The organism is Paraburkholderia oxyphila NBRC 105797 (genome assembly GCF_000685075.1).
Taxonomy (GTDB): Bacteria; Pseudomonadota; Gammaproteobacteria; order Burkholderiales; family Burkholderiaceae; genus Paraburkholderia; species Paraburkholderia oxyphila.
The window spans coordinates 82,184-105,646 of record NZ_BAYD01000007.1 but is presented as its reverse complement, the minus strand read 5'-3'; the positions used below and the strand labels follow the sequence as shown (position 1 = coordinate 105,646).

At 64.7% G+C, this 23,463-nt stretch carries 16 protein-coding genes and 1 tRNA gene; 9 read left to right on the top strand and 8 right to left on the bottom strand.

Annotation, left to right across the window (positions count from 1 at the left end; genetic code table 11):
• Window positions 1-724 precede the first annotated feature (724 nt).
• Window positions 725-1,300: a phasin family protein gene (locus BO1_RS06530; protein WP_028216869.1), complete on the top strand. Its 576-nt coding sequence runs from the start codon at window positions 725-727 to the stop codon at window positions 1,298-1,300.
• Window positions 1,301-1,518: 218 nt separating this feature from the next.
• On the opposite strand, the gene lpdA is transcribed toward BO1_RS06530, so the two are convergent.
• From lpdA to aceE, 3 genes are all read right to left on the bottom strand, one after another.
• The gene (gene lpdA, locus BO1_RS06525; protein WP_028216868.1) at window positions 1,519-3,288 is read right to left on the bottom strand and encodes a dihydrolipoyl dehydrogenase; all 1,770 of its coding nucleotides are present in this window, start codon (window positions 3,286-3,288) and stop codon (window positions 1,519-1,521) included.
• Between the two features lie 87 nt (window positions 3,289-3,375).
• Window positions 3,376-5,040: a dihydrolipoyllysine-residue acetyltransferase gene (gene aceF / locus BO1_RS06520; RefSeq protein WP_028216867.1), complete on the bottom strand. Its 1,665-nt coding sequence runs from the start codon at window positions 5,038-5,040 to the stop codon at window positions 3,376-3,378.
• An 80-nt stretch (window positions 5,041-5,120) separates the two neighbouring features.
• Complete coding sequence (gene aceE, locus BO1_RS06515; protein WP_028216866.1) at window positions 5,121-7,817, bottom strand: pyruvate dehydrogenase (acetyl-transferring), homodimeric type; 2,697 nt, start codon at window positions 7,815-7,817, stop codon at window positions 5,121-5,123.
• A 296-nt stretch (window positions 7,818-8,113) separates the two neighbouring features.
• Here aceE and fixL point away from each other — a divergent pair, with 296 nt between their 5' ends.
• The 4 genes from fixL (at window position 8,114) to BO1_RS06495 (ending at window position 14,821) form a co-directional block, all read left to right on the top strand.
• Window positions 8,114-10,630, top strand: a complete 2,517-nt coding sequence (gene fixL, locus BO1_RS06510; RefSeq protein ID WP_028216865.1) for an oxygen sensor histidine kinase FixL — start codon at window positions 8,114-8,116, stop codon at window positions 10,628-10,630.
• Entirely contained in the window at window positions 10,627-11,280 is a 654-nt protein-coding gene (fixJ, locus tag BO1_RS06505; RefSeq protein WP_028216864.1) for an oxygen response regulator transcription factor FixJ, read from the top strand. Before fixL ends, fixJ begins: the two co-directional genes overlap by 4 nt.
• A 288-nt stretch (window positions 11,281-11,568) precedes the next feature.
• Entirely contained in the window at window positions 11,569-12,423 is an 855-nt protein-coding gene (gene folD, locus BO1_RS06500) for a bifunctional methylenetetrahydrofolate dehydrogenase/methenyltetrahydrofolate cyclohydrolase FolD (protein WP_028216863.1), read from the top strand.
• A 298-nt stretch (window positions 12,424-12,721) separates the two neighbouring features.
• Window positions 12,722-14,821 (top strand): M3 family metallopeptidase, encoded by a 2,100-nt coding sequence (locus BO1_RS06495; protein WP_028216862.1) that lies wholly within the window; start codon window positions 12,722-12,724, stop codon window positions 14,819-14,821.
• 94 nt (window positions 14,822-14,915) lie between these two features.
• Here BO1_RS06495 and BO1_RS06490 read toward each other — a convergent pair whose 3' ends face one another.
• Window positions 14,916-16,202: an amidohydrolase family protein gene (locus BO1_RS06490; RefSeq protein ID WP_028216861.1), complete on the bottom strand. Its 1,287-nt coding sequence runs from the start codon at window positions 16,200-16,202 to the stop codon at window positions 14,916-14,918.
• 183 nt (window positions 16,203-16,385) lie between these two features.
• Window positions 16,386-17,516, bottom strand: a complete 1,131-nt coding sequence (gene dinB, locus BO1_RS06480) for a DNA polymerase IV (RefSeq protein WP_245643721.1) — start codon at window positions 17,514-17,516, stop codon at window positions 16,386-16,388.
• A gap of 191 nt (window positions 17,517-17,707) precedes the next feature.
• Between dinB and BO1_RS06475 the strand changes: the two genes are divergently transcribed.
• Window positions 17,708-18,403 (top strand): aspartate/glutamate racemase family protein, encoded by a 696-nt coding sequence (locus BO1_RS06475; RefSeq protein WP_028216858.1) that lies wholly within the window; start codon window positions 17,708-17,710, stop codon window positions 18,401-18,403.
• An 88-nt stretch (window positions 18,404-18,491) separates the two neighbouring features.
• Here BO1_RS06475 and BO1_RS06470 read toward each other — a convergent pair.
• Both BO1_RS06470 and BO1_RS06465 read right to left on the bottom strand, forming a co-directional pair.
• Window positions 18,492-18,568 (bottom strand) — tRNA-Met (locus BO1_RS06470).
• A 181-nt stretch (window positions 18,569-18,749) separates the two neighbouring features.
• Window positions 18,750-19,295 carry a PadR family transcriptional regulator gene (locus BO1_RS06465; protein WP_028216857.1) on the bottom strand — a complete coding sequence of 182 codons (546 nt, stop codon included), beginning with the start codon at window positions 19,293-19,295 and terminating at the stop codon, window positions 18,750-18,752.
• Window positions 19,296-19,557: 262 nt separating this feature from the next.
• Here BO1_RS06465 and BO1_RS06460 point away from each other — a divergent pair, with 262 nt between their 5' ends.
• Entirely contained in the window at window positions 19,558-20,544 is a 987-nt protein-coding gene (locus BO1_RS06460) for an NAD(P)H-dependent flavin oxidoreductase (protein WP_028216856.1), read from the top strand.
• Window positions 20,545-20,662: 118 nt separating this feature from the next.
• Here BO1_RS06460 and BO1_RS06455 read toward each other — a convergent pair whose 3' ends face one another.
• Window positions 20,663-21,292 (bottom strand): 2-hydroxychromene-2-carboxylate isomerase, encoded by a 630-nt coding sequence (locus BO1_RS06455; RefSeq protein ID WP_028216855.1) that lies wholly within the window; start codon window positions 21,290-21,292, stop codon window positions 20,663-20,665.
• A 79-nt stretch (window positions 21,293-21,371) separates the two neighbouring features.
• Between BO1_RS06455 and BO1_RS06450 the strand changes: the two genes are divergently transcribed.
• Together BO1_RS06450 and xth are read left to right on the top strand one after the other, a co-directional pair.
• Entirely contained in the window at window positions 21,372-22,100 is a 729-nt protein-coding gene (locus BO1_RS06450) for an SDR family oxidoreductase (RefSeq protein ID WP_028216854.1), read from the top strand.
• Between the two features lie 539 nt (window positions 22,101-22,639).
• The gene (gene xth / locus BO1_RS06445) at window positions 22,640-23,425 is read left to right on the top strand and encodes an exodeoxyribonuclease III (RefSeq protein WP_028216853.1); all 786 of its coding nucleotides are present in this window, start codon (window positions 22,640-22,642) and stop codon (window positions 23,423-23,425) included.
• Window positions 23,426-23,463: the final 38 nt, after the last annotated feature.

The following is a 23,463-nucleotide window of genomic DNA, read 5'->3' as shown; positions in this document are numbered from 1 at the left end:
AGCGGCGGGATCGTTCGCCAAGTGTAGTAAAACCACGAAAAATTCGCAAATTGAAGCACTTATGGCTACTCGTTAAACCGAAGTCTGGCTTTCAATTGAGTTGACCAATGCGCTTCGCACATTCGATGGAGAGAGACAATCGCCTGGGTGGCCCCACCCTGCTGCGCCTTGCGCTGGCAATGTTTGTTGATTGCCTACGCATTGACGGCGCGCGCCATGCAGAACTTGATGTGGGGGAAATACCGAGGACGATTCTCTGACGCCGGTGCCGCCGAACCACGCGACGGGCATTCGACAGCCATGGAGCTTTAACGTTCCATGACGAAATTTGGTGGACGCGCTCAGCGCAATCCTGCACCGGACTTCAACGAATCGTACGACGCACGCCACATCCGGCGCGCATCGTAAGACTGAATCTTGCCAGATCGAGCGCGGACACGCTTGATCTCGTCAGGGAAAGCCGCACAGCAAGTAGGATGCAGACACTATGCCGCAGTTCGGCGAGACGGCTGAGCACACGTTCATGCCGGGCGCATAAGCAGTTGTTTAATAATGCTTTCATGTAATTGTGCGTTGCACCAAAAGTTCTTGACTTTCGTTTTTGGCGACCTAAAATCGAGATCAATGTTGCGACGCACCAAAGCGCCGTGCAGATCACTCCGAGTCTTGCCACTTACTCCAGGCGACCCGCGAACGAGGCCGCCAAACATCCAGGAGCGTAAACATGAGTCTGCTGACCCCTGAGCAATTCGCCGCTGCCCAGAAAGCCAACCTCGAAACGCTGTTCGGTCTGACCGGCAAGGCGCTCGAAGGCGTGGAAAAGCTCGTCGAATTGAACCTTCAGGCCGTTCGCTCGAATCTGGCGGAATCGCAGGAACAGGCGCAGCGCGCACTGTCGGCAAAGGACGCGCAAGAGTTCTTCGCCCTGCAATCGAGCTTCGCTCAACCGCTCGCCGAAAAGCTGCTCTCGTACGGCCGCCACGTCTATGAAATCGCCTCGGCTACGCAAGCCGAGTTCGCCAAGGTTGCTGAAGCGCACTACGAAGAGCAAAACCGCAAGGTCCAGTCGCTCGTCGACAACGTCGCCAAGAACGCGCCGGCCGGTTCGGAAACCGCGGTCGCCGTGATCAAGTCGGCCATCAACGCTGCGAACACGACCTACGAAACGGTCCACAAGGCCACCAAGCAAGCCGTCGAAATCGCCGAAAGCAACTTCAACGCCGCGACCGCCGCGGCCAGCAAGGCTGCTGCGCAAGCTTCGCGTTCGGCTGCCGCCGCTACCGCCAAGAAGCCGGCCTGAACGTCGCGTATCGACCTGTGGCGCGCTGAAAGGCGCGCCCAGTGCCGGACCTGACGCTCCGGTCCGGCATGTCGCTTGCCCGGTCGCTGGAGGCCGGGAATTTTTTTCGCTCCTGCGCCTCTCGCAGGCAATCAAAGCGACCCACGGCATCGCTACCTCCCAAATGAAAACGGCGCACTCCTCGCGGAGTGCGCCGTTTCTTCATGCGCGCGGCAAACTTACTTCTTCTTTTGCGGCGGCAGGTCCGTGCAGACGCCTTCGTACAGCTCGGCAGCCATGCCCACCGACTCGCCCAGCGTCGGGTGCGGATGGATCGTCTTGCCGATGTCGGTCGCGTCCGCGCCCATTTCCACGGCGAGGCAGACTTCGCTGATGAGGTCGCCCGCATTCAGGCCGACGATGCCGCCACCGATCACGCGATGCGTCTCTTCGTCGAAGATCAGCTTGGTGAAGCCCTCGTCGCGGCCATTGGCGATCGCGCGGCCCGAAGCGGCCCACGGGAACACCGCCTTGCCGTACTTGATGCCTTCGGCCTTGCACTGCTCTTCGGTCTTGCCGGCCCACGCCACTTCCGGATCGGTATAAGCCACCGAAGGAATCTGCAGCGCGTCGAAGTACGCCTTCTCGCCGTGCGCCGCCTCGGCCGCCACGTGGCCTTCATGCACGGCCTTGTGCGCGAGCATCGGCTGGCCGACCACGTCGCCAATCGCGAAGATGTGCGGCACATTGGTGCGCATCTGCTTGTCGACTTCGATGAAGCCGCGATCCGTCACCGCCACGCCGGCCTTGTCCGCGCCGATCTTCTTGCCGTTGGGCGAGCGGCCCACGGCGACCAGCACGAGGTCGTAGCGCTGCGCTTCGGCCGGCGCCTTCTCGCCTTCGAAGGTGACGTAGATGCCGTCGTCCTTCGCCTCGGCCTTCGTGGTCTTGGTCTTGAGCATGACGTTCGCGAAGCGCTTCGCGTTGTACTTCTCCCAGACCTTCACGAGATCGCGGTCGGCGCCGGCCATCAGGCCGTCGAGCATTTCCACGACGTCGATCTGCGCGCCGAGCGTCGCGTAGACCGTCGCCATTTCCAGGCCGATAATGCCGCCGCCGATCACCAGCATCTTCTGCGGGATCTGGCGCAGTTCAAGCGCGCCGGTCGAGTCGACCACGCGCGGATCTTCGGGCATGAACGGCAGCTTCACGGCCTGCGAGCCGGCAGCGATGATCGCCTGCTTGAAACGAACGATCTTCTTGCCGCCCTCGCCTGCCACTTCCATGTGGTGCGGATCGAGGAACGTGCCAAGGCCGGTCACGACTTCGACCTTGCGCGCCTTCGCCATGCCGGCGAGGCCGCCCGTGAGCTTCTTGACGACGCCCGACTTGAAGTCGCGCAGCTTGTCGAGGTCGATCTGCGGCTTGCCGAACGTGATGCCGTGCGAGCCGAGCGCTTCGGCTTCGTCGATCACGAGCGCCGTGTGCAGCAGCGCCTTCGACGGAATGCAGCCAACGTTCAGGCACACGCCGCCGAGCGTCGAATAGCGCTCGACCAGCACGGTCTTCATGCCGAGGTCGGCGGAGCGGAACGCCGCCGAATAGCCGCCGGGGCCGGCGCCGAGCACGAGCATGTCGCATTCGACATCGGCGCTGCCGCCAAAGCTGCCGGCTTGCGGCGCGGCGGTTTTTGAAACTTCGGCGGCCTTCGGCGCTTCAGCGGCCTTGGGTGCCTCGGCCTTCGGTGCCGCAGCCGGAGCCGCCGCGCCTTCCGAAGCCTCGACCAGCGCGATCACCGTGCCTTGCGACGCCTTGTCGCCCGCCTTGATCTTCACTTCCTTGACCGTGCCCGCGACATCGCTGGGCACTTCCATCGTGGCCTTGTCCGACTCGAGCGAGAGCAGCGTCTGCTCTTTTTCGATGACGTCGCCGGCCTTGATGTTGACTTCGATGACGTCGATGTCCTTGAAGTCGCCGATATCCGGCACTTTCACTTCGACGAGACTCATGGTGTCCCCTTATGGAACGACCGGCCGCGCCCACGGCGACGCGCACCCGTTGGTGCGGCGCCGCGGCGCGAGCCGGTCGAAGCGGTTTTACAGAATCACGCGGCGGAAATCGCCGAGGATCGAAGCGAGGTACGCGTTGAAGCGCGCGGCAGCGGCGCCGTCGATCACGCGGTGGTCGTACGAGAGCGAAAGCGGCAGCGTGAGGCGCGGCACGAACTGCTTGCCGTCCCACACCGGCTTCATGGCGCTCTTCGAGAGGCCGAGGATCGCCACTTCGGGCGCGTTGATGATCGGCGTGAAGTGCGTGCCGCCGATGCCGCCGAGCGACGAGATCGAGAAGCAGCCGCCTTGCATCTGGTCGGGCTTGAGCTTGCCTTCGCGCGCGAGCTTCGAGAGCTCGGCCATTTCCTTCGCGATGTCGACGAGGCCCTTCTTGTCCGCGTCGCGGATCACCGGCACGACGAGGCCATTCGGCGTGTCAGCGGCAAAACCGATGTGGTAGTACTGCTTGAAGACGAGATTGTCGCCGTCGAGGCTCGCGTTGAACGCCGGGAACTTCTTCAGCGCCGCGACGCAGGCCTTGATGACGAACGCGAGCATCGTGAACTTCACGCCCGACTTCTCGTTTTCCTTGTTCAGCTGCACGCGCAGCGCTTCGAGGTCGGTGATGTCCGCTTCGTCGTTGTTCGTGACGTGCGGGATCATGACCCAGTTGCGGTGCAGGTTCGCGCCGGAAATCTTCTTGATGCGCGAAAGCGGCTGCGTATCGATCGGGCCGAACTTCGTGAAGTCGACCTTCGGCCACGGCAGCAGGTTCAGACCCGCCCCGCCGCCGGCAGGCGCCGCGGCAGCAGCCGGCGCTGCCAGCGCGCCCGTCATCACGCCCTTCACGAACGCGGTGACGTCGTCCTGGGTGATGCGGCCCTTGGGACCCGTGCCCGTGACGCGGCCGACGTCCACGCCCAGATCGCGCGCGAACTTGCGCACGGACGGCGATGCGTGGCTCGGACGGCGCGTGCCGCCTTCGCCTGCTGGGATGATCGGCGCCTGCGCGAGCGCCGACGGTGCGGCGGGTGCGGGCTTGGCCGCGGCGGGCGCGGGGGCGTCCGACGGCTCTTCGATATGCTTCGCAGCCGGAGCGGCGGCCGTCGCCGCTGCGCCCTCTGCTTCGACGATGACGATCTCCGTGCCTTCCGACACGTTGTCGCCCACCTTCACTTTGATTTCCTTGACGACGCCGGCCACCGGGCTCGGCACGTCCATGGTCGCCTTGTCCGACTCGAGCGTGACGAGCGACTGCTCCTTCTCGACCCGGTCGCCGACCTTCACGCCGATCTCGATGACCGGCACGTCCTTGTAGTCGCCGATGTCGGGGACCTTGACGCTTTGCACGCCACCGCTTGCGGCAGGCGCTGCCGCTGCAGCAGGCGCGGCGGCGGCCGGCGCAGCAGCGGGTGCGGGAGCCGCAGCAGGTGCCGCGGCAGGCGCAGCAGCCGGCGCCGCGGCCGCACCCGCGCCGTCCAGCACGAGCACGAGCGAGCCTTCCGACACGTTGTCGCCCACCTTGACCTTCACTTCCTTGACCGTGCCCGACGCGGGGCTCGGCACATCCATCGTCGCCTTATCCGATTCCAGCGTGATGAGCGACTGCTCTTTTTCGACGGTATCGCCCGCCTTCACCAGCACCTCGATCACAGGAATGTCCTTGTAATCGCCGATGTCCGGCACTTTGACTTCGATCGCTTGACTCATTGTTAGTGTCTCCGGGGCCGCATACGACGCGCCTCCCCGCTTCGGGGAGGCGCTCATGCCATGCACAGGGGGATGATGCGTTAGACGGTCATCGGGTTGGGTTTGGACGGGTCGAGCTTGTACTTCGCAATGGCGTCAGCCACCACCTTGCGCTCGATCTTGCCTTCGTCCGCGAGCGCGTTGAGCGCCGCGACCGTCGTCCAGTAACGATCGACTTCGAAGAAGTGACGCAGGTTTTCACGCGTGTCCGAACGGCCGAAACCGTCGGTGCCGAGCACCACGAACTTGCGCGGAACGAGGCCGCGGATCTGGTCGACGAGTGCGCGCACATAGTCGGTCGATGCAATGACCGGACCTTCCGTGCCCTTGAGCAGCTTCTCGACGTGCGACTCGCGACGCGGCTCGCTCGGGTGCAGCAGGTTCCAGCGCTCGACTTCGTGGCCTTCGCGAGCCAGTTCCGTGAAGCTCGGCACGCTCCAGAGGTCGGCTTCGACGCCCCAGTCGTTCTTGAGCAGGTCGGCGGCGGCGATCACTTCGTTGAAGATCGTGCCCGCGCCCATCAGTTGCACGCGCGGGCCCTTGGCCTTCGCGTCGCCCTTACGGAACGAGTACATGCCCTTGAGGATGTCGGCTGCCACGTGCTCGCCCTGCGGGATCGCCGGATGCTCGTAGTTCTCGTTCATCACGGTGATGTAATAGAACACGTCTTCCTGATCCTGCACCATGCGGCGCAGGCCGTCCTGCATGATCACGGCCAGTTCGTAGCCGAAGGTCGGGTCATAGGTCACGCAGTTCGGCACCGAAGCGGCCCACAGGAGCGAGTGGCCGTCTTCGTGCTGCAGGCCTTCGCCGTTGAGCGTCGTGCGGCCCGCGGTGCCGCCCAGCAGGAAGCCGCGCGAGCGCATGTCGCCGGCCGCCCACACGAGGTCGCCGATACGCTGGAGGCCGAACATCGAGTAGAAGATGTAGAACGGCACCATGATCTCGCCGTGCGTCGAGTACGACGTCGCTGCCGCGATCCAGTCGCACATGCCGCCGGCTTCGTTGATGCCTTCCTGCAGGATCTGGCCAGTCTGCGATTCCTTGTAGAACATCAGCTGGTCGGAGTCTTCCGGCACGTACTTCTGGCCTTCCTGGTTCCAGATACCGATCTGGCGGAACAGGCCTTCCATGCCGAAGGTACGCGACTCGTCCGGCACGATCGGCACGACGCGCTTGCCGAGCGCCTTGTCCTTGAGCAGGATGTTCAGGATCCGCACGAACGCCATGGTCGTCGAAATCTCGCGGCCTTCGCCCGTGCCCTTCAGGAGCGGGTCGAACGCTTCGAGCGCCGGCACCGGCAGCGACTCGGCCTTCTGGCGACGAGCCGGCAGGTAGCCGCCGAGGTCCATGCGCTTCTGGCGCATGTACTCGAGCTCCTTCGAGCCTTCCTCGAACTTCAGATACGGCACGTCGACAATCTGCTCGTCCGTGATCGGCAGGCGGAACTGGTCGCGGAACTTCTTGAGCTGATCCACCTGCATCTTCTTCTGCTGGTGGGTGATGTTCATGGCCTGGCCGGCCTCGCCCATGCCGTAGCCCTTGATCGTCTTCGCGAGAATCAGGGTCGGCTGGCCCTTGGCGTGCTGGGCCTGATGGAATGCCGCGTAGATCTTGTGCGGGTCGTGGCCGCCGCGGTTCAGGTTCCAGATGTCGTCGTCGGACCAGTCGGCAACCAGCGCCTTCAGCTCAGGCGTGTTGAAGAAGTGCTCGCGCACGAACGCGCCCGACTCCGACTTGTAGGTCTGGTACTCGCCGTCCACCACTTCCATCATGCGGCGCATCAGCGCGCCCGTCTTGTCGCGTGCGAAGAGAGCATCCCAGCGGCTGCCCCAGATGACCTTGATGACGTTCCAGCCCGCGCCGCGGAACTCGCTTTCGAGCTCCTGAATGATCTTGCCGTTGCCGCGCACCGGGCCGTCCAGACGCTGCAGGTTGCAGTTGATGACGAACACGAGGTTGTCCAGACGCTCGCGGCCGGCCATGCCGATCGCGCCGAGCGATTCCGGCTCGTCCGTCTCGCCGTCGCCGAGGAAGGCCCAGACCTTGCGGCCTTCGGTCTTCGCGATGCCGCGCGCCTGCATGTACTTCATGAAGCGCGCCTGGTAGATCGCCATGATCGGGCCGAGACCCATCGAGACGGTCGGGAACTGCCAGAAGTCCGGCATCAGCCACGGGTGCGGATACGACGAGATGCCCTGGCCGCCCACTTCCTGACGGAAATTGTCGAGCTGGTTATCCGAGAGGCGGCCGAGCAGGAACGCGCGCGAGTAGACGCCCGGCGACGAGTGGCCCTGCACGAACACGAGGTCGCCGCCATGCTCGGCGGAGGGTGCGTGCCAGAAGTGGTTGTAGCCGACGTCGTAGAGCGTGGCGGCCGAAGCGAACGAGGCGATGTGGCCGCCCACGTTGGTGTGCTTGCCCGCGCGCAGGACCATCGCCATGGCGTTCCAGCGCGTGTACGAGCGAATGCGGTGCTCGATGTCCTGATCGCCGGGGTTCTTGGCCTGGTTGGCGACAGGAATCGTGTTGATGTACGGGGTGTTCGCCGAGAACGGCAGATGCTCGCCATGCACGCGGGCGAACTCGATCTGCTTCTCGATCAAATAGTGTGCGCGATCGGGGCCGACCGTCGAGATGACGCCGTCCAGCGCCTCGAGCCATTCGGCGGTTTCCTGAGGATCTTCGTCCTTCTCGGCGGCAACGTATTTCAGGACTTCGTCGGGTACAGCGGACATACTCGTCTCCTGGATGTAGGGGAACGCTGTTGATCGGACCATGCGGATGACGACCCTTGCGACGTGACCGGGCCGACCGCAGCAGCTTTGCGGGCGATTGTAATGACCGCCTCTTGCTTCACGCAAGGAATTTTTCGAATCGCGAGATGGATTTTTATAATGTGAAAAATTGCTGCAGTGCACGCTTAATCGTTCGCGCCCCTGCGCCGATATCGGCCAGTTTGCACCCGTTTATCGGCGATTTACCGCTTTTTTCACGGCGTTCCCGGCTCTTTCGCTGAGCTACAATCCTTGCCATGTTGACCGAACGGCTTTTCGCACGCTCGGCGCGACCGCCCGGCTCGCCCGGCGAGTCCTCGCCGTCCCGCTGGCACCACGGACCCTGGTGGTCGAATTCCTATTTGCTGACGCCGCTCCTGTCGATCCTCGTCTTCCTGATCGTCATGAGCCTGATCTTGTGGAGCCTGAACCGCCGCGAGCAGCAGCAGCAGGAAGACACGCTCTATCGCAACGTGGCCTGGGCGCAGCAGCAGATCCGCCTGTCCATGACGGGCGCGCAGGAGCAATTGCAGGCGCTCGCGCGCGACCTCGTTGCAGGCCACGCCGACCCGCAGTACTTCCAGACGTCCACCACGGACATCATGCAGGGTCATCCCGAGATCCTCTATCTGAACTGGTACACGAGCCAGCAGGAGCCTCGCTGGCCCAACACGGCCATGCCGGTCTTCGGCCAGCGCCTTGCCAAGCCCAACGACGCGCAGATGGACGAGGCCGTGAAGGCGGCCTTCGCCGAAGCGCGCTCGTCGCGCCGTCAGGTCTACTCGCCGCTCATCTACGACGACGTCGGCAACGGCTACATCACCTTGCAGACGCCGGTGTACCGCGACCGCGATTTCCTCGGCACGATCGCGGCCGTGTTCTCGGTCGAAGGGATCCTGAAGCACGACATCCCGCCCGAGCTGTCCGCCAAGTACAAGATCTCGATCCTCGACGCCAACAACCGCGAGCTCGCCACCACCTCGACGCGCCCGCGCCTGCCGCACGACGTCTACTACGACCTGCCGCTCGACCCGCCCGGCCAGGGCGTCTCGGTGCGCGTGTACTCGTTCCCGCAGATGACCAACTTCACGAACAATACGCTCGTGTGGCTGGTCGCGGGTCTATCGTGCTTCGTGCTGTGGAGCCTGTGGAGTCTATGGAAGCACACGCGCCAGCGCTTCGAGGCACAGCAGGCCTTGTACGCGGAAGCGTTCTTCCGGCGCGCGATGGAAAATTCGGTGCTGATCGGCATGCGCGTGCTCGACATGCACGGCCGCATCACGCACGTGAACCCGGCGTTCTGCCGCATGACCGGCTGGGATGAGAGCGATTTGGTGGGCAAGCACGCGCCGTTCCCCTATTGGCCGCGCGACGCCTACCCCGAAATGCAGCGCCAGCTCGACATGACGCTGCGCGGCAAGGCGCCTTCGTCGGGCTTCGAGTTGCGCGTGCGCCGCAAGGACGGCTCGCAGTTCCACGCGCGGCTCTATGTCTCGCCGCTCATCGACAGCTCGGGCCGCCAGACCGGCTGGATGTCGTCGATGACCGACATCACCGAGCCCAAGCGGGCGCGCGAAGAGCTCGCCGCCGCGCACGAGCGCTTCACCACGGTGCTCGAGAGCCTCGACGCCGCCGTCTCGGTGCTCGCCGCCGACGAAGCCGAGCTGCTGTTTGCCAACCGCTACTACCGCCACCTGTTCGGCATCCGTCCGGACGGCCATCTGGAACTGGCCGGCGGCGGCGGCTTCGATTCGGCGGCCGCCTCGTCGGATTCGATCGACATGGTGGACGCCTACGCCGGCCTGCCCGCCACCGCGCTCACCGAGAGCGCCGCCGACGCGCAGGAAGTCTACGTCGAGAGCATCCAGAAGTGGTTCGAGGTGCGGCGCCAGTACATCCAGTGGGTCGACGGCCACCTCGCGCAGATGCAGATCGCGACCGACATCACCACGCGCAAGCAAGCCCAGGAACTGGCCCGCCAGCAGGACGAGAAGCTGCAGTTCACGAGCCGCCTCATGACGATGGGCGAAATGGCCTCGTCGCTCGCGCACGAGCTGAATCAGCCGCTCGCCGCGATCAACAACTACGCCTCGGGCACCGTCGCGCTCGTGAAATCGGGACGCGCCGCGCCCGACAACCTCTTGCCCGTGCTCGAAAAGACCGCGCAGCAGGCGGTGCGCGCGGGCATGATCATCAAGCGCATCCGCGAGTTCGTGAAGCGCAGCGAGCCCAAGCGCCAGGCCACCCGCGTGGCCGACATCGTCGCCGACGCCGTGGGCCTCGCCGAGATCGAGGCGCGCAAGCGCCGCATCCGCATCGTGACCGACATGCGCTCGCGCATGCCCGTGATCTACGTCGATCCGGTGCTGATCGAGCAGGTGCTCGTCAATCTGCTGAAGAACGCCGCCGAAGCCATGGCCGATGCGCGCCCGAATCTGGTCGACCCCGTGATCCGCGTGATCGTGAAGCGCGAAGGCGGCAACGTCTGCATCAGCGTGGTGGACCAGGGCCCGGGCGTGGACGAAGCCACCGCCGAGCGCCTCTTCGAACCTTTCTACAGCACCAAGTCCGATGGCATGGGCATGGGGCTGAACATTTGCCGCTCGATCATCGAATCGCATCGCGGGCGCCTCTGGGTGGTCAACAACGTCGAAGCAGACGGCCACATCAGCGGTGCCACGTTCCATTGCAGTCTGCCCATCGGCGAATCGGATCATCCCTCGCGCGACGGATCCGACGAACCGACTCCACAAACCGTTACGGGAGAGCCATGAACAGCCCAGTCACCACTCAGGAAACCGTCTTTGTTGTCGACGACGATGAGGCCGTAAGAGATTCCCTGCGCTGGCTGCTTGAAGCGAATGGCTACCGCGTGCAGTGCTTCACGAGCGCGGAAGAATTCCTCGAGGGATACCAGCCGGCCCAGCAGGCCGGACAGATCGCCTGCCTGATTCTGGACGTGCGCATGCAGGGCATGAGCGGACTCGAGCTGCAGGAGCGCCTGATCGCCGACAACGCCTCGCTGCCGATCATCTTCGTGACCGGCCACGGCGACGTGCCGATGGCCGTCTCCACCATGAAGAAGGGCGCGATGGACTTCATCGAGAAGCCGTTCGACGAAGCCGAACTGCGCAAGCTCGTCGAGCGCATGCTCGACAAGGCCCGCAGCGAGAGCACCAACGTGCAGCAGCAGCGCGCCGCCGCCGAGCGCCTCGGCAAGCTCACGGCGCGCGAGCATCAGGTGCTCGAGCGCATCATCGCGGGCCGCCTGAACAAGCAGATCGCCGACGACCTGGGCATCAGCATCAAGACCGTGGAAGCGCACCGCGCGAACATCATGGAAAAGCTGAACGTAAACACGGTCGCCGACCTGCTGCGTCTCGCGCTCTCCAACAAGCCGCAACAGGCGCAGCAGCCGCAGTAAGGCTGCCTGCCGGCGCGGGCCGGCACGAAAAGGGAACGGCGCACCCGGCGCATGGCCGTATTGGCGCATGGGCGCGGCGCCTTCCCTACCACATTCCCACCGTTTCATCCTGCCTCGTCCGGCCGGCGTATCGCCTGGCCGCGACAGTTCGCGCGCGCCGCGCGGGTATAATGTCGGCCTTCGCAGCCGGCGCCCGCTTCAACCGATAGTCCCGACGCACGAGCGACGGCCTGCCCGCCGCGCTCCGGCATGCATCTCCGCATTGCCCACTCTCGAACTCGACCGACCATGACAGCCACCCTCATCGACGGCCTCGCCCTCTCCAAGAAACTGCGCGCCGACGTCGCCACGCGCGCCGCCGCCCTCACCGCCCGCGGCCATCAGCCCGGCCTCGCGGTCGTGCTGGTCGGCGACAATCCGGCGAGCGAAGTCTATGTGCGCAACAAGGTGAAAGCCTGCGAGGACAACGGCCTCTATTCGTCGTATGACCGCTATGCCGAGTCGCTTTCCGAAGCCAATCTGCTCAAGCGCATCGACGAGCTGAACCGCGATCCGAAGATTCACGGCATCCTCGTGCAATTGCCGCTGCCGAAGCACATCGACAGCCACAAGGTGATCGAGGCCATCGTGCCGGAAAAGGACGTCGATGGCTTTCACGTGGCCAACGCCGGCGCGCTCATGACGGGCCGGCCGCTGTTCCGCCCCTGCACGCCCTACGGCGTGATGAAGATGTTCGAGGAATACAAGATTCCGCTCGAGGGCGCCAGCGCCGTGGTGATCGGCCGCTCGAACATCGTCGGCAAGCCGATGGCGCTGCTGCTGCTCGAAAAGGGCGCCACGGTCACGATCTGCCACAGCAAGACGCGCGACCTCGCGAAGCTCACGCGCGAGGCCGACATCGTGGTGGCCGCCGTGGGCAAGCGCAACGTGCTGACCGCCGACATGATCAAGCCGGGCGCGACCGTGATCGACGTGGGCATGAATCGCGACGACCACGGCAAGCTCTGCGGCGACGTCGATTTCGCGGGCCTGCAGGACGTGGCCGGCTTCATCACGCCGGTGCCGGGCGGCGTCGGACCGATGACCATCACGATGCTGCTCGTGAACACGATCGAGGCGGCGGAGCGCGCGGCCGGCGTCTGAGCGCTCGGCAAGCCAGGCCGGCGCAATCGAGCACAATCCGGCACACTCGCGAAGCCGTCGCAAAGCGGCCCGGCGCCAGGCGCGCGGGCCGCTTTTTTTCGTGCGCGCATGGGCGACGCCCACGCCGCCACGCCGCGATTGCGCCGCCGCAGCCGGACTTCTGTTAATTTGCTCGGATGCACCGGTTGGAAAGTGCGCACCGCGCCCCAATAACCGGCATATCGGGGTGCGCGCAGGTGCGTGGCGCCCCGGCTCACCTCACAGCGAATCAACCGCGACAGAAGGAACAGGACGCATCATGGCAACTACTCCCTCCGACAATCCGCTGCTCGATTTCACCGGCCTGCCGCGCTTCGGCGAGATCCGTCCCGAACACGTGACGCCCGCGCTCGATGTGCTGCTCGCGAACGCGGACGCCGCCGTCGATCGCGCGGCCCAGCCGATGACGCCCTCGCAGTGGAGCGACGTAGTCGAGCCGCTCGAGCGCGCCACCGAACCGCTCTCGCGCGCCTGGGGCGTGATCGGCCACCTGAATGCCGTCGCCGACACGCCGGAGCTGCGCGCCGTCTACGGCGAGAACCTGCCGCGCGTGACCGAGTTCTGGTCGAGCGTCGGCCAGAATCTCGCGCTCTACGAGAAGTACAAGGCCATCACGAACCACAACTCGTTCGAGCTGCTCTCAGGCGAGCGCAAGAAGATCCTCGATAACGCGCTGCGCGACTTCCGCCTCTCTGGCGCGGAGCTGCCCGAGGACCAGAAGCCGCGTTTCGCCGAATTGCAGGAGCGCCAGGCCGCGCTCTCGAAGGCGTTCTCCGACCACGTGCTCGACGCGACCAACGCCTACGCGTTCTACGCGACGAACGAAAGCGAGCTCGCGGGCCTGCCCGCCGACGTGGTCGCCGCCGCGCGCGAAGCCGCCGAGCGCGAGAACAAGGAAGGCTGGAAGTTCACGCTGCATTTCCCCTCGTATTTCCCGGTGCTGCAATACTCGGAAAACCGCGCGATGCGCGAAACGATGTATCGCGCCTACGTCACGCGCGCGTCGGAGCTCGGGCCCGAATACGGCGGCGGCAAGCCCGACTGGGACAACACCGCAATCGTCGACGACGAGCTCAAGCTGCGCGCCGAAGAAGCGAAGATGCTCGGCTACAACAACTTCGCTGAAGTCTCGCTCACGCCGAAGATGGCCGAGTCGCCCGCCCAGGTCATGAGCTTCCTCGAAGACCTCGCCACGCGCGCGCGTCCGCACGCCGAAAAGGACTGGCAGGAACTGCGCGAATTCGCCGCCAGCGAGCTCGGCCTCACGCAGATCGAGCCGTGGGACATGGCCTTCGCGGCGGAGCGCCTGCGCCAGAAGCGCTACTCGTTCTCGGAGAACGAGGTCAAGCAATACTTCCCCGAAGACTTCGTGCTCAAGGGCCTCTTCAAGGTCACCGAGACGCTGTTCGGCGTGCGCATCCGCGACGACAACGCCGCCGTCTGGCATCCGGACGTGCGCTTTTTCCGTGTCGAGAACGCGGACGGCACGCTGGTCGCGCAGTTCTATCTCGACCTTTACGCACGCGAGGGCAAGCGCGGTGGCGCATGGATGGACGACGCGCGCTCGCGCCGCAAGCTCGACGGCAGTAACGTGCAGACGCCGGTCGCCTATCTCACCTGCAACTTCTCGGCGCCGGTGGGCGGCCGTCCCGCATGCTTCACGCACGATGAAGTCATCACGCTCTTCCACGAGTTCGGCCACGGCCTGCATCACATGCTCACGCGGGTGGACGAGCTCTCGGTCTCGGGCATCAACGGCGTGGAGTGGGACGCGGTGGAGCTGCCCTCGCAGTTCATGGAGAACTTCTGCTGGGAGTGGGACGTCCTCACCGAGATGACCTCGCACGTCGAAACGGCCAAGCCGCTGCCGCGCGAACTGTTCGACAAGATGCTCGCCGCGAAGAATTTCCAGAGCGGCCTCGGCACCCTGCGCCAGATCGTGTTCTCGATGTTCGACATGGCGCTGCACGTGGACTTCGACGCCTCGAAGGGCAAGACCGTGAACGAGCTCGCACGCGAAATCAACGCGCGCTATCACGTCATTCCGCAAGCGCCGTTCTCGCGCTGGCCGAACACGTTCAGCCACATCTTCGCGGGCGGCTACGCGGCGGGCTACTACAGCTACAAGTGGGCCGAAGTGCTGTCCGCCGACGCTTACGCGGCGTTCGAAGAAGCGGCGCAGGAAGCGAAGTCGAGCGTGCTCGACGCAGCCACGGGCACGCGCTATCGCCAGGAGATTCTGGAAGTGGGCGGCAGCCGCCCGGCGATGGACTCGTTCAAGGCGTTCCGCGGGCGCGAGCCGAGCATCGATGCGCTGCTGCGCCATAACGGCATGGAGCAGCCGCCGGCGCAACACTAAACGCACTGGCCACTGCTGCGCCAAGGCACGAAAAACCGCGCACGGGGATCTGTCCCGTGCGCGGTTTTTTATCGCCTGTCGTTTGGTGGAGCGTCTAGCGGTTCAGCTTGAAATCGACGCTCCCGGGCCGACCTTCGAGCGCAAGCGTTGCGCGCTGCGCGGGCTGACGGCTCACCACGCTGCCCCGGCTCACCACGGCGAGGCGCGCCGCGCGCAGGCGAATAGCCTCGATGGCATCGCGCGCGTCGAGCACCACGAGATTCGCCGCGCTGCCCGGCGCAATGCCATAGCCTTCGAGGCCGAGAATCTTCGCGGGATTGACCGTGACCGCATCGAAGCATGCGCGCGACGCCTCCACGCCCGTCATTTGCGCGACGTGCAGCCCCATCTGCGCGACTTCGAGCATGTCGCCCGAGCCGAAGCTGTACCACGGGTCCATCACGCAGTCGTGGCCAAACGCGACGTTGATGCCTGCCGCCATCAGCTCGGGCACGCGCGTCATGCCGCGCCGCTTGGGATAGGTATCGGAGCGGCCCTGCAGCGTGATGTTGATGAGCGGATTCGCGATCGCCGCCACGCCCGACTCGCGCATCAGCGGGATCAGCTTGCTCACGTAGTAGTTGTCCATCGAGTGCATCGACGTGAGATGCGAGCCGGTCACGCGGCCATGCAAGCCGAGGCGATGCGTTTGCGCGGCAAGCGTTTCGATGTGGCGCGAGAGCGGATCGTCGGACTCGTCGCAATGCATGTCCACGCGCAGGCCCTTTTCCGCCGCGAATTCGCAGAGCAGGCGCACCGACTCCGCGCCGTCAGCCATGGTGCGCTCGAAGTGCGGGATGCCGCCCACCACATCCACACCCATGGCGATGGCGCGCTTGAGATTGTCGAACGCGCCGGGGCTGCGCAAGAGGCCGTCCTGCGGAAAGGCCACGAGTTGCAGGTCGAGGTACGGCGCCACGCGGCGCTTCACTTCGAGCAACGCTTCGACGGCGAGCAAACGCGCGTCGCAAACATCGACGTGTGAGCGGATCGCCAGCAGCCCGCGCGCGACGGCCCAGTCGCAGTACTGCAGCGCGCGCTCGACGAGCGCCTCCTGCGTGAGGTGTGGCTTGAGCTCGCCCCACAGCGCGATGCCCTCCAGCAGCGTACCCGACGCGTTCACGCGCGGCAGGCCCCAGGACAGCGTGGCGTCCATGTGAAAGTGAGCGTCGACGAAAGGCGCGCTGACGAGCGCACCGGCCGCGTCGATCTCCTCGCGCGCCTGCGCCGCGAGATGCGGCTCGACGGCGGCAATGCGCCCCGCCTCGATGCCGATATCGACCGTGGGATGCCCGGCAGGATGCGCATGTGCAAGCACGGCGCGGCGAATGATCAGGTCCATGGATGGCTCCTCGATGGCGTCTTCTTCTCTCGCGAAACGATGTTGCGCGTCTTTGCATCGCGCTGCGATTCCGACTTGATTCTATCGGCGCCTGAAATGGCCTGCCAACACGAAGCCGCCCGCGCCGTGCAAGCGGCGACCGAACGCGCATCGCAGACGCATTGCACGCCGATCGCGCGCGAGTCACGCCCCGGCTTCGCGGTCGTCGTCTTCGGGATCGTCGTCGAATAGCGCGAACTGGCCGCGCAGCGCGGGATTGTCCTCCTCGAGCCGCACGCCCGCGCCCAGCAGCCGCACACCGAGCTTGCGCCGCGCGAGCCCCTTTTCGAGCAGCGCGAGCAGCGTGGGCAGATCGGTGGCATCGGCCACGCACTCGACCGTCGTGCGCTGAAAATTCGCGAAGCGGATCTTCACGAAGAGCTTGCGCACGGCGTGCGCGCAGCCGGCGCGCTCGATGCGCGCGTCGAGTTGCACGGCAAGGCGCTTGAGCTCCTCGCTACACGCTTCGAGCGTCAGCAGATCGCTCACGTAAGTCGTCTCGACGCTCACCGACTTGCGCTCCTGATCCGCGCGCACGGGCCGCTCGTCGATGCCGCGCGCGAGCTCGTAGAGCCGCTTGCCGAACACGCCGAAATGCCGGTGCAGATCGAACAACGACCATGTGCGCAACTGCGCGCAGGTCGATAGCCCGAGGCTCTCCAGCTTCGCCGCCGTGACCTTGCCGACGCCGTGAATCTTGCGCACGGGCAGCGCCGCGACAAACGCGTCGACCTCATGCGGACGCACGACGAAGAGCCCATCGGGCTTGTTCCAGTCGGAAGCGATCTTGGCGACGAACTTGTTGGGCGCGACGCCCGCCGACACCGTCACGCCCACGGTCTCACGCACGCGCTCGCGAATCTCGTTCGCGATCAGCGTGGCGCTGCCTTTGCAGCGCGTGGTGCGCGAGACGTCGAGATAGGCCTCGTCGAGCGAGAGTGGCTCCACGTCCGCCGTGTAGTCGCGATAGATCGCCATGATCTGCCGCGAGGCGATGCGGTACTTCTCCATCGCCGTGGGCAGGATCAGCAGCTCGGGGCATTTGCGCATGGCAAGCGCCGACGACATGGCCGAATGCACGCCAAAGCGGCGCGCCTCGTAATTGCAGGTCGCAATCACGCCGCGCTGGTCGGGCCGCCCGCCCACCGCGATCGGACGCCCGCGCAGCGTGGGGTCGTCGCGCATTTCGACCGATGCGTAAAAGCAGTCGCAATCGCAATGGATGATCTTGCGAGCGAAGCCGGCAACCGCGGGCGTTTGAGGCTCGGGCGACACCGGCGGCGAGAGATCGGAAGAAGGCGTGTTCAAAGTACTGATACTGTACAAAAACACAGTGCCATTTTCAAGAAAACTGTCCGTGGTCGCCCGCCTTGCCGTACTGCGGGACTCGGGCGGGACCGTACCTGTACAGCGGCGCTGGCATGCCTATACTCGTCCGATCAATTCAACCAATGGCGGGACGCGCGATGAAGACGATCGGTGTGATTGGCGGGATGAGCTGGGAGTCGTCGGCGGAGTATTACCGGCTGCTGAACCGCTACGCGAAGGCACGGCTCGGCGGCCACCACAATGCACGCAGCCTGATGACGACGGTCGATTTCGCCGAGGTGGAAGCCTTGCAGCGCGCGGGCGACTGGGACGCGCTCGGCGTGCAGATGGCGCAGGCGGCCGCGCAACTGGAGCGAGGCGGCGCCGATCTCGTGCTGCTGGCGACGAACACGATGCATCGCGTGTGCGCGTCGATCGAGGCGGCCATTTCGATTCCGTTTCTGCATATCGCCGATCCGACCGGCGCGGCGTTGAAAGCGGCAGGCGTGACACGAGTGGGCCTGCTCGGCACGCGCTACACCATGGAGCAGGACTTCTACGTGGGCAGGTTGCGCGACGTGCACGGCGTCGAGGCGCTCGTGCCCGACGAGCGCGAGCGGATGGACGTGCATCGGATAATCTACGACGAGCTCTGCCATGGCATCGTCGAAGCAGAATCGCGTGGCACTTATCAACGTGTGATCGAAGCGCTCGCGGCACGCGGCGCGCAAGCGGTAATACTCGGCTGCACGGAAATCACGCTGCTGATCAGCTCGGAGGATTCGGCGTTGCCGGTGTACGACACGACGGCACTGCATGCGCAGGCGGCCGTGGATTGGGCGCTGGAGGGTTGATGCGATAAAGCCTTTTCCTTTGCGAGCAGGCACGTGCAAAGGAAAAAGCCCGCATGACTTTCGTCATGCGGGCTTCGAGAATCCTGCTTGGTTGCGGGGGTAGGATTTGAACCTACGACCTTCGGGTTATGAGCCCGACGAGCTGCCAGACTGCTCCACCCCGCGTCCGTCAGAGAAGAGAATTATAGGGGCATGCAGTCTTCACGTCAACTCTTTTCCAAACATTCGATCGGCGCACTGGCTTGTCTACAGCGGCAGCGTTCAAGCTCACCTCACGCCAGCAACGCGCGCCGACGCCAATCGATTCGGAATCCGAACATAATCGCAGCGCTACGCTTCCCGGAACCTACATATCACCGCGGTTCAAAAGCGGACGAAGTTCCTCGGCCCATTCGAGCCACGATTCCTGCGTCTGTATCCCGGCCTTGAGAATCGCATACTGCAACTGCTGGCCGCGCGTAAGCGCCGGCGCGCCGAAATCGCGCTGCTCGATCGCGCGATAAGTCTCGAGTCGCTCACGCGCATCATCGATGAGCCGAGGCAATTCCTCGTCCAGCCCAAGCGGACCGATTACGGCATCGGCGCGCAGCTTCAGCAAGAACACGTTGCGGTCGTCCACGCCCAGTTGCGTTTCGCGCACCCAGCGCTCGACCTCCTCGCGCCCCGTCGGCAGCACGCGATAAACCTTCTTGCGCGTGGCAGCCGCGTCGGTCGCGCCCTCCTCGACGACCGCGACCCAACCAGCCGCCACCATGCGGCCAAGCTCGCGGTAGATCTGCTGGTGCGTGACCTGCCAGAAATAGCCGATCGCCCGGTCGAAGCGCCGGGCGAGGTCATAGCCGGAGGACGGCTTTTCGAGCAGGGCAATCAGGATGGCGTGCGGTGTCGACATGGGGCGATTCTAAACCAGGCCCCGGCGATGCCGCCCCGGTTTATCGCCCGCTGAACGCCAATCGATCCGACACTGAATACGGGCACTATGCAACTAGTTGCATAGTGCCCGTCAGTTTGCTATGTTTGACCCTGCCGGCCCGCAAGCGCGGGCGCACAACGCGAACCACACCGCAGCGCCCACGCCGGGTCGCCGCCTTTCATCAGCTTTGCATGGGATGGGACCCACCGCCACGCCAGGTCCCATCGACAAGGAGATACGCATGGCCCTGCCCGCCGTCCTGCGACGCGGCCTCTCGATTCCCGTCGTCGGCTCGCCGCTTTTCATCATTTCGAATCCCAATCTCGTGATTGCGCAGTGCAAGGCGGGCGTGGTCGGCTCCTTCCCCGCGCTGAACGCGCGCCCCGAGCACGTGCTGGGCGAGTGGCTCGACCGCATCACGACCGAGCTCGCCGAATACAACGCGAAGCATCCCGAGCAGCCCGCCGCGCCGTTCGCGGTCAACCAGATCGTCCATAAGTCGAACGACCGCCTGCAGCACGATCTGGGCGTGTGCGCCGAGTACAAGGTGCCCATCGTGATCACGTCGCTGGGCGCGCGCGAAGACGTGAACCAGGCCATTCACGCGTGGGGCGGCATCGTCCTGCACGACGTGATCAACAACACGTTTGCGAAAAAAGCCATCGAGAAAGGCGCGGACGGACTGATCGCCGTCGCGGCCGGCGCCGGCGGGCATGCGGGCACGCTCTCGCCGTTCGCGCTCATCCACGAGATTCGCGAATGGTTCGACGGCCCGCTGCTGCTCTCGGGCGCGATCGGCAACGGCAACGCGATTCTCGCGGCGCAGGCCGCGGGCGCGGACCTCGCGTATGTCGGCTCGGCCTTTATCGCCACCCACGAGGCCAATGCGGTCGATGCCTACAAGCAGATGATCGTCGAGAGCGGCGCGAGCGATATCGTCTATTCGAATCTCTTCACCGGCGTGCACGGCAACTATCTGCGTTCAAGCATCGTGGCGAGCGGCCTGGACCCCGAAGCGCTGCCGCAATCCGACCCGTCGGCGATGAACTTCGGCTCGACGCGCGTGAAGCCGTGGAAGGACATCTGGGGTGCGGGCCAGGGCATCGGCGCGGTCAAGGACGTCGTGCCCGCAGCCGAGTTGATCGCCCGCCTGAAGCGCGAGTATGAAGCGGCGCGCGAACGCCTCGGCGTGGTGAGCGCAAGCACCGAGGCAACGGCCGCAGCCTGAGCCGCGACGCAGGCAAACACAGGCAAACACAGGGGAACGCATGGCATACACCGGCGTTCCCCGCACTTGCGCGCGATGCGCACGCGCCGTGCGCGTGAAGCACCGCACGCCGCTCCGTTCAAGCCGACGCTTTTGCGCGCGCAATCTCCTCTTCGACGTCGCGCAAGCGGTCCTTGCCGAAGAACATCTCCTCACCGACGAAAAAAGTCGGCGCACCAAACGCGCCGCGTTCGAACGCGGCCTGAGTGTTCGCGAGCAACGTGCCCTTGACGTCCGCATCGCCGAGCGCCGCTTCGAAGCGCGCCACGTCGAATCCGTCTGCCTCGAGCGTTGCGCGCAATACCTGCGGGTCGTCGAGCTTCAAGCCGTCCTCCCACATGTGCGCGAACATGCGGTCAACGTAGCGCTCGAACAGGCCATCGACACCCTCGCGTTGCGCGGCGACGGCGCCGCGCATGAGCTGCAGCGTGTTCACGGGAAAATGCGGATTCATGCGATACGCCGCGAGTCCGTGCTTGTCGACGAAGCGCTGCATCTCCAGCATCATGTACTTGCGCTTGTTCTCGATGTGCGCGGTGGTCTCGGCCGGCGAGCGATTGCCGGTCAGCTTGAAGAGTCCGCCGAGCAGGATCGGCACATACTCGAAACGCACGCCCTGCCGCGCCTCGATAGCCGGAATCACCTTGTGGCTCAGGTAAGCGTTAGGACTGCCAAAGTCGAAAAGAAACTGCACTTTCACTGTGCTCATCGTTGCTCCTCCATTTATGCGTGAAATGCTTTGACGCATATTCCCCCATGCAGCCTGACATGACAAGGAGACAAACATCATGACCCAAAAGAAAGCCGTGCTCGTGATCGGCGCGGGCGACGCCACCGGCGGCGCGATCGCGCGCCGCTTCGCGCGCGAGGGCTACATCGCGTGCGTGACGCGCCGCCATGCCGACAAGCTCGCGCCGCTCGTCGCGCAAATCGGGGCCGAAGGCGGGGTGGCACACGCGTTCGGCTCGGACGCGCGCAAGGAAGAGGACATGGTCGCGCTATTCGCCGAAATCGAGGCGAACATCGCACCCGTCGAGGCCGCGATCTTCAATATCGGTGCGAACGTGCGCTTCGATGTCACCGAAACCACGGCGCGCGTTTATCAGAAGGTCTGGGAAATGGCCTGCTTCGCGGGCTTCCTGATGGGACGCGAGGCGGCCAAAGTCATGCTGCCGCGCGCACGCGGTTCGATCTTCTTCACGGGCGCGACCGCTAGCTTGCGCGGGCGCGCGGGCTATTCCGCTTTTGCGGGCGCCAAGCACGCGCTGCGCGCGCTCGCGCAATCGATGGCGCGCGAGCTTGGGCCAAAGGGCATTCATGTCGCGCAAATCATCATCGACGGCGCGATCGATACGGAATTCATCCGCGAGAATTTCCCGGAACGCTACAAGCTCAAGGAGCGCGACGGCATCCTGAATCCCGAGCACATCGCCGATGCGTACTGGACGCTGCACCAGCAACCGAGGGATGCGTGGACGCACGAAATGGACCTGCGGCCGTGGATTGAGGAATGGTGAACGGGTGAACCGTGTGGCGCGGCGGTGCGCCCTGCTGCTTGAGAACATCAGCGCGATGAGTGTGATCGCAGGGAAGAACCATTCGCCCGAGTAATGAAGAATTGCCCACGCCGCCGCGGCGCAAGCCATCGCGGCGAGCAATAACGAAATCTTGTCGAGAACGGTGCTCATGCCGCCATCCTTTGCGCGGCCAACGATGCGTATGCGCGACGACGTAGAACGGCGAATGCTTTAGCAAAGTCACCACAAGCCATCGTCACCCTCAATCGATTGATACCCAGACCGGAACCGGCCGATACTATCAGACGATTGAAGGATGATTCCTTTAGAGTGGCTGGGATATAAAGGCGCAGCGCCGCTGCCTTCCTCTCCCGCTCCCCTGCCTCGCCACCATGCCGCCGTGCGCGATAAGATGGCGCGTGCCTGTCAGCCACCCAGTTTCTACCGGGGCAAAAGAGGGTGGCCTGACTGCCAGCCAGCCCCAAACTTGACGGCTCAATCAGCCGCAAACCCTTGCCCAGCAAGGCTGTGAGAATTTAATGAAAATCGCCACCTGGAACGTCAACTCCCTGAAGGTCCGTCTGCAACACGTCATCGACTGGCTCGGGCAGAGCAACGCCGACGTGCTCTGCCTTCAGGAACTCAAGCTCACCGACGACAAGTTCCCGCGCGCCGAACTCGAAGCACAAGGCTATCGCAGCTGGTTCACGGGCCAGAAGACCTATAACGGCGTGGCCATCCTCGTGCGTGACGGCCTCGCCGTCGACGAAGCCACGGTCGTGCGCAACATCCCCGGCTTCGAGGACCCGCAGCAGCGCGTCATTGCCGTCACGGTGGAAGGCGTGCGCATCGTCAGCGCGTACTTCCCCAACGGCCAGGCGCCCGGCTCCGAGAAGTTCGCCTACAAGCTGAACTGGCTGAACGCGCTGCACGACTGGCTCATCGTAGAGATGCAGCAGCATCCGAAGCTCGCGCTGCTCGGCGATTACAACATCGCGCCGGAAGACCGCGACGTGCACGATCCCAAAGCCTGGGAGGGCCAGAACCTCGTCTCGCCCGAAGAGCGCGCGCAGTTCCAGCGCCTCATCGCGCTCGGCTTCGTCGACGCGTACCGGCAGTTCGAGCAGCCCGAAAAGATGTTCTCGTGGTGGGACTATCGCATGTTCGCGTTCCGCCGCAATGCAGGGCTGCGCATCGACCACATCCTGCTCTCGCCCACGCTCGCGCCCTCGCTCGTGTCGAGCGAGATCGACAAGGTGCCGCGCAAGTGGGAACAGCCGTCGGACCACACGCCGGTCGTGGCCGATCTGACGATCGCGGGCTGAGCGTCAATCGCACGCGGGCATACGCTCACGCGAGCGAG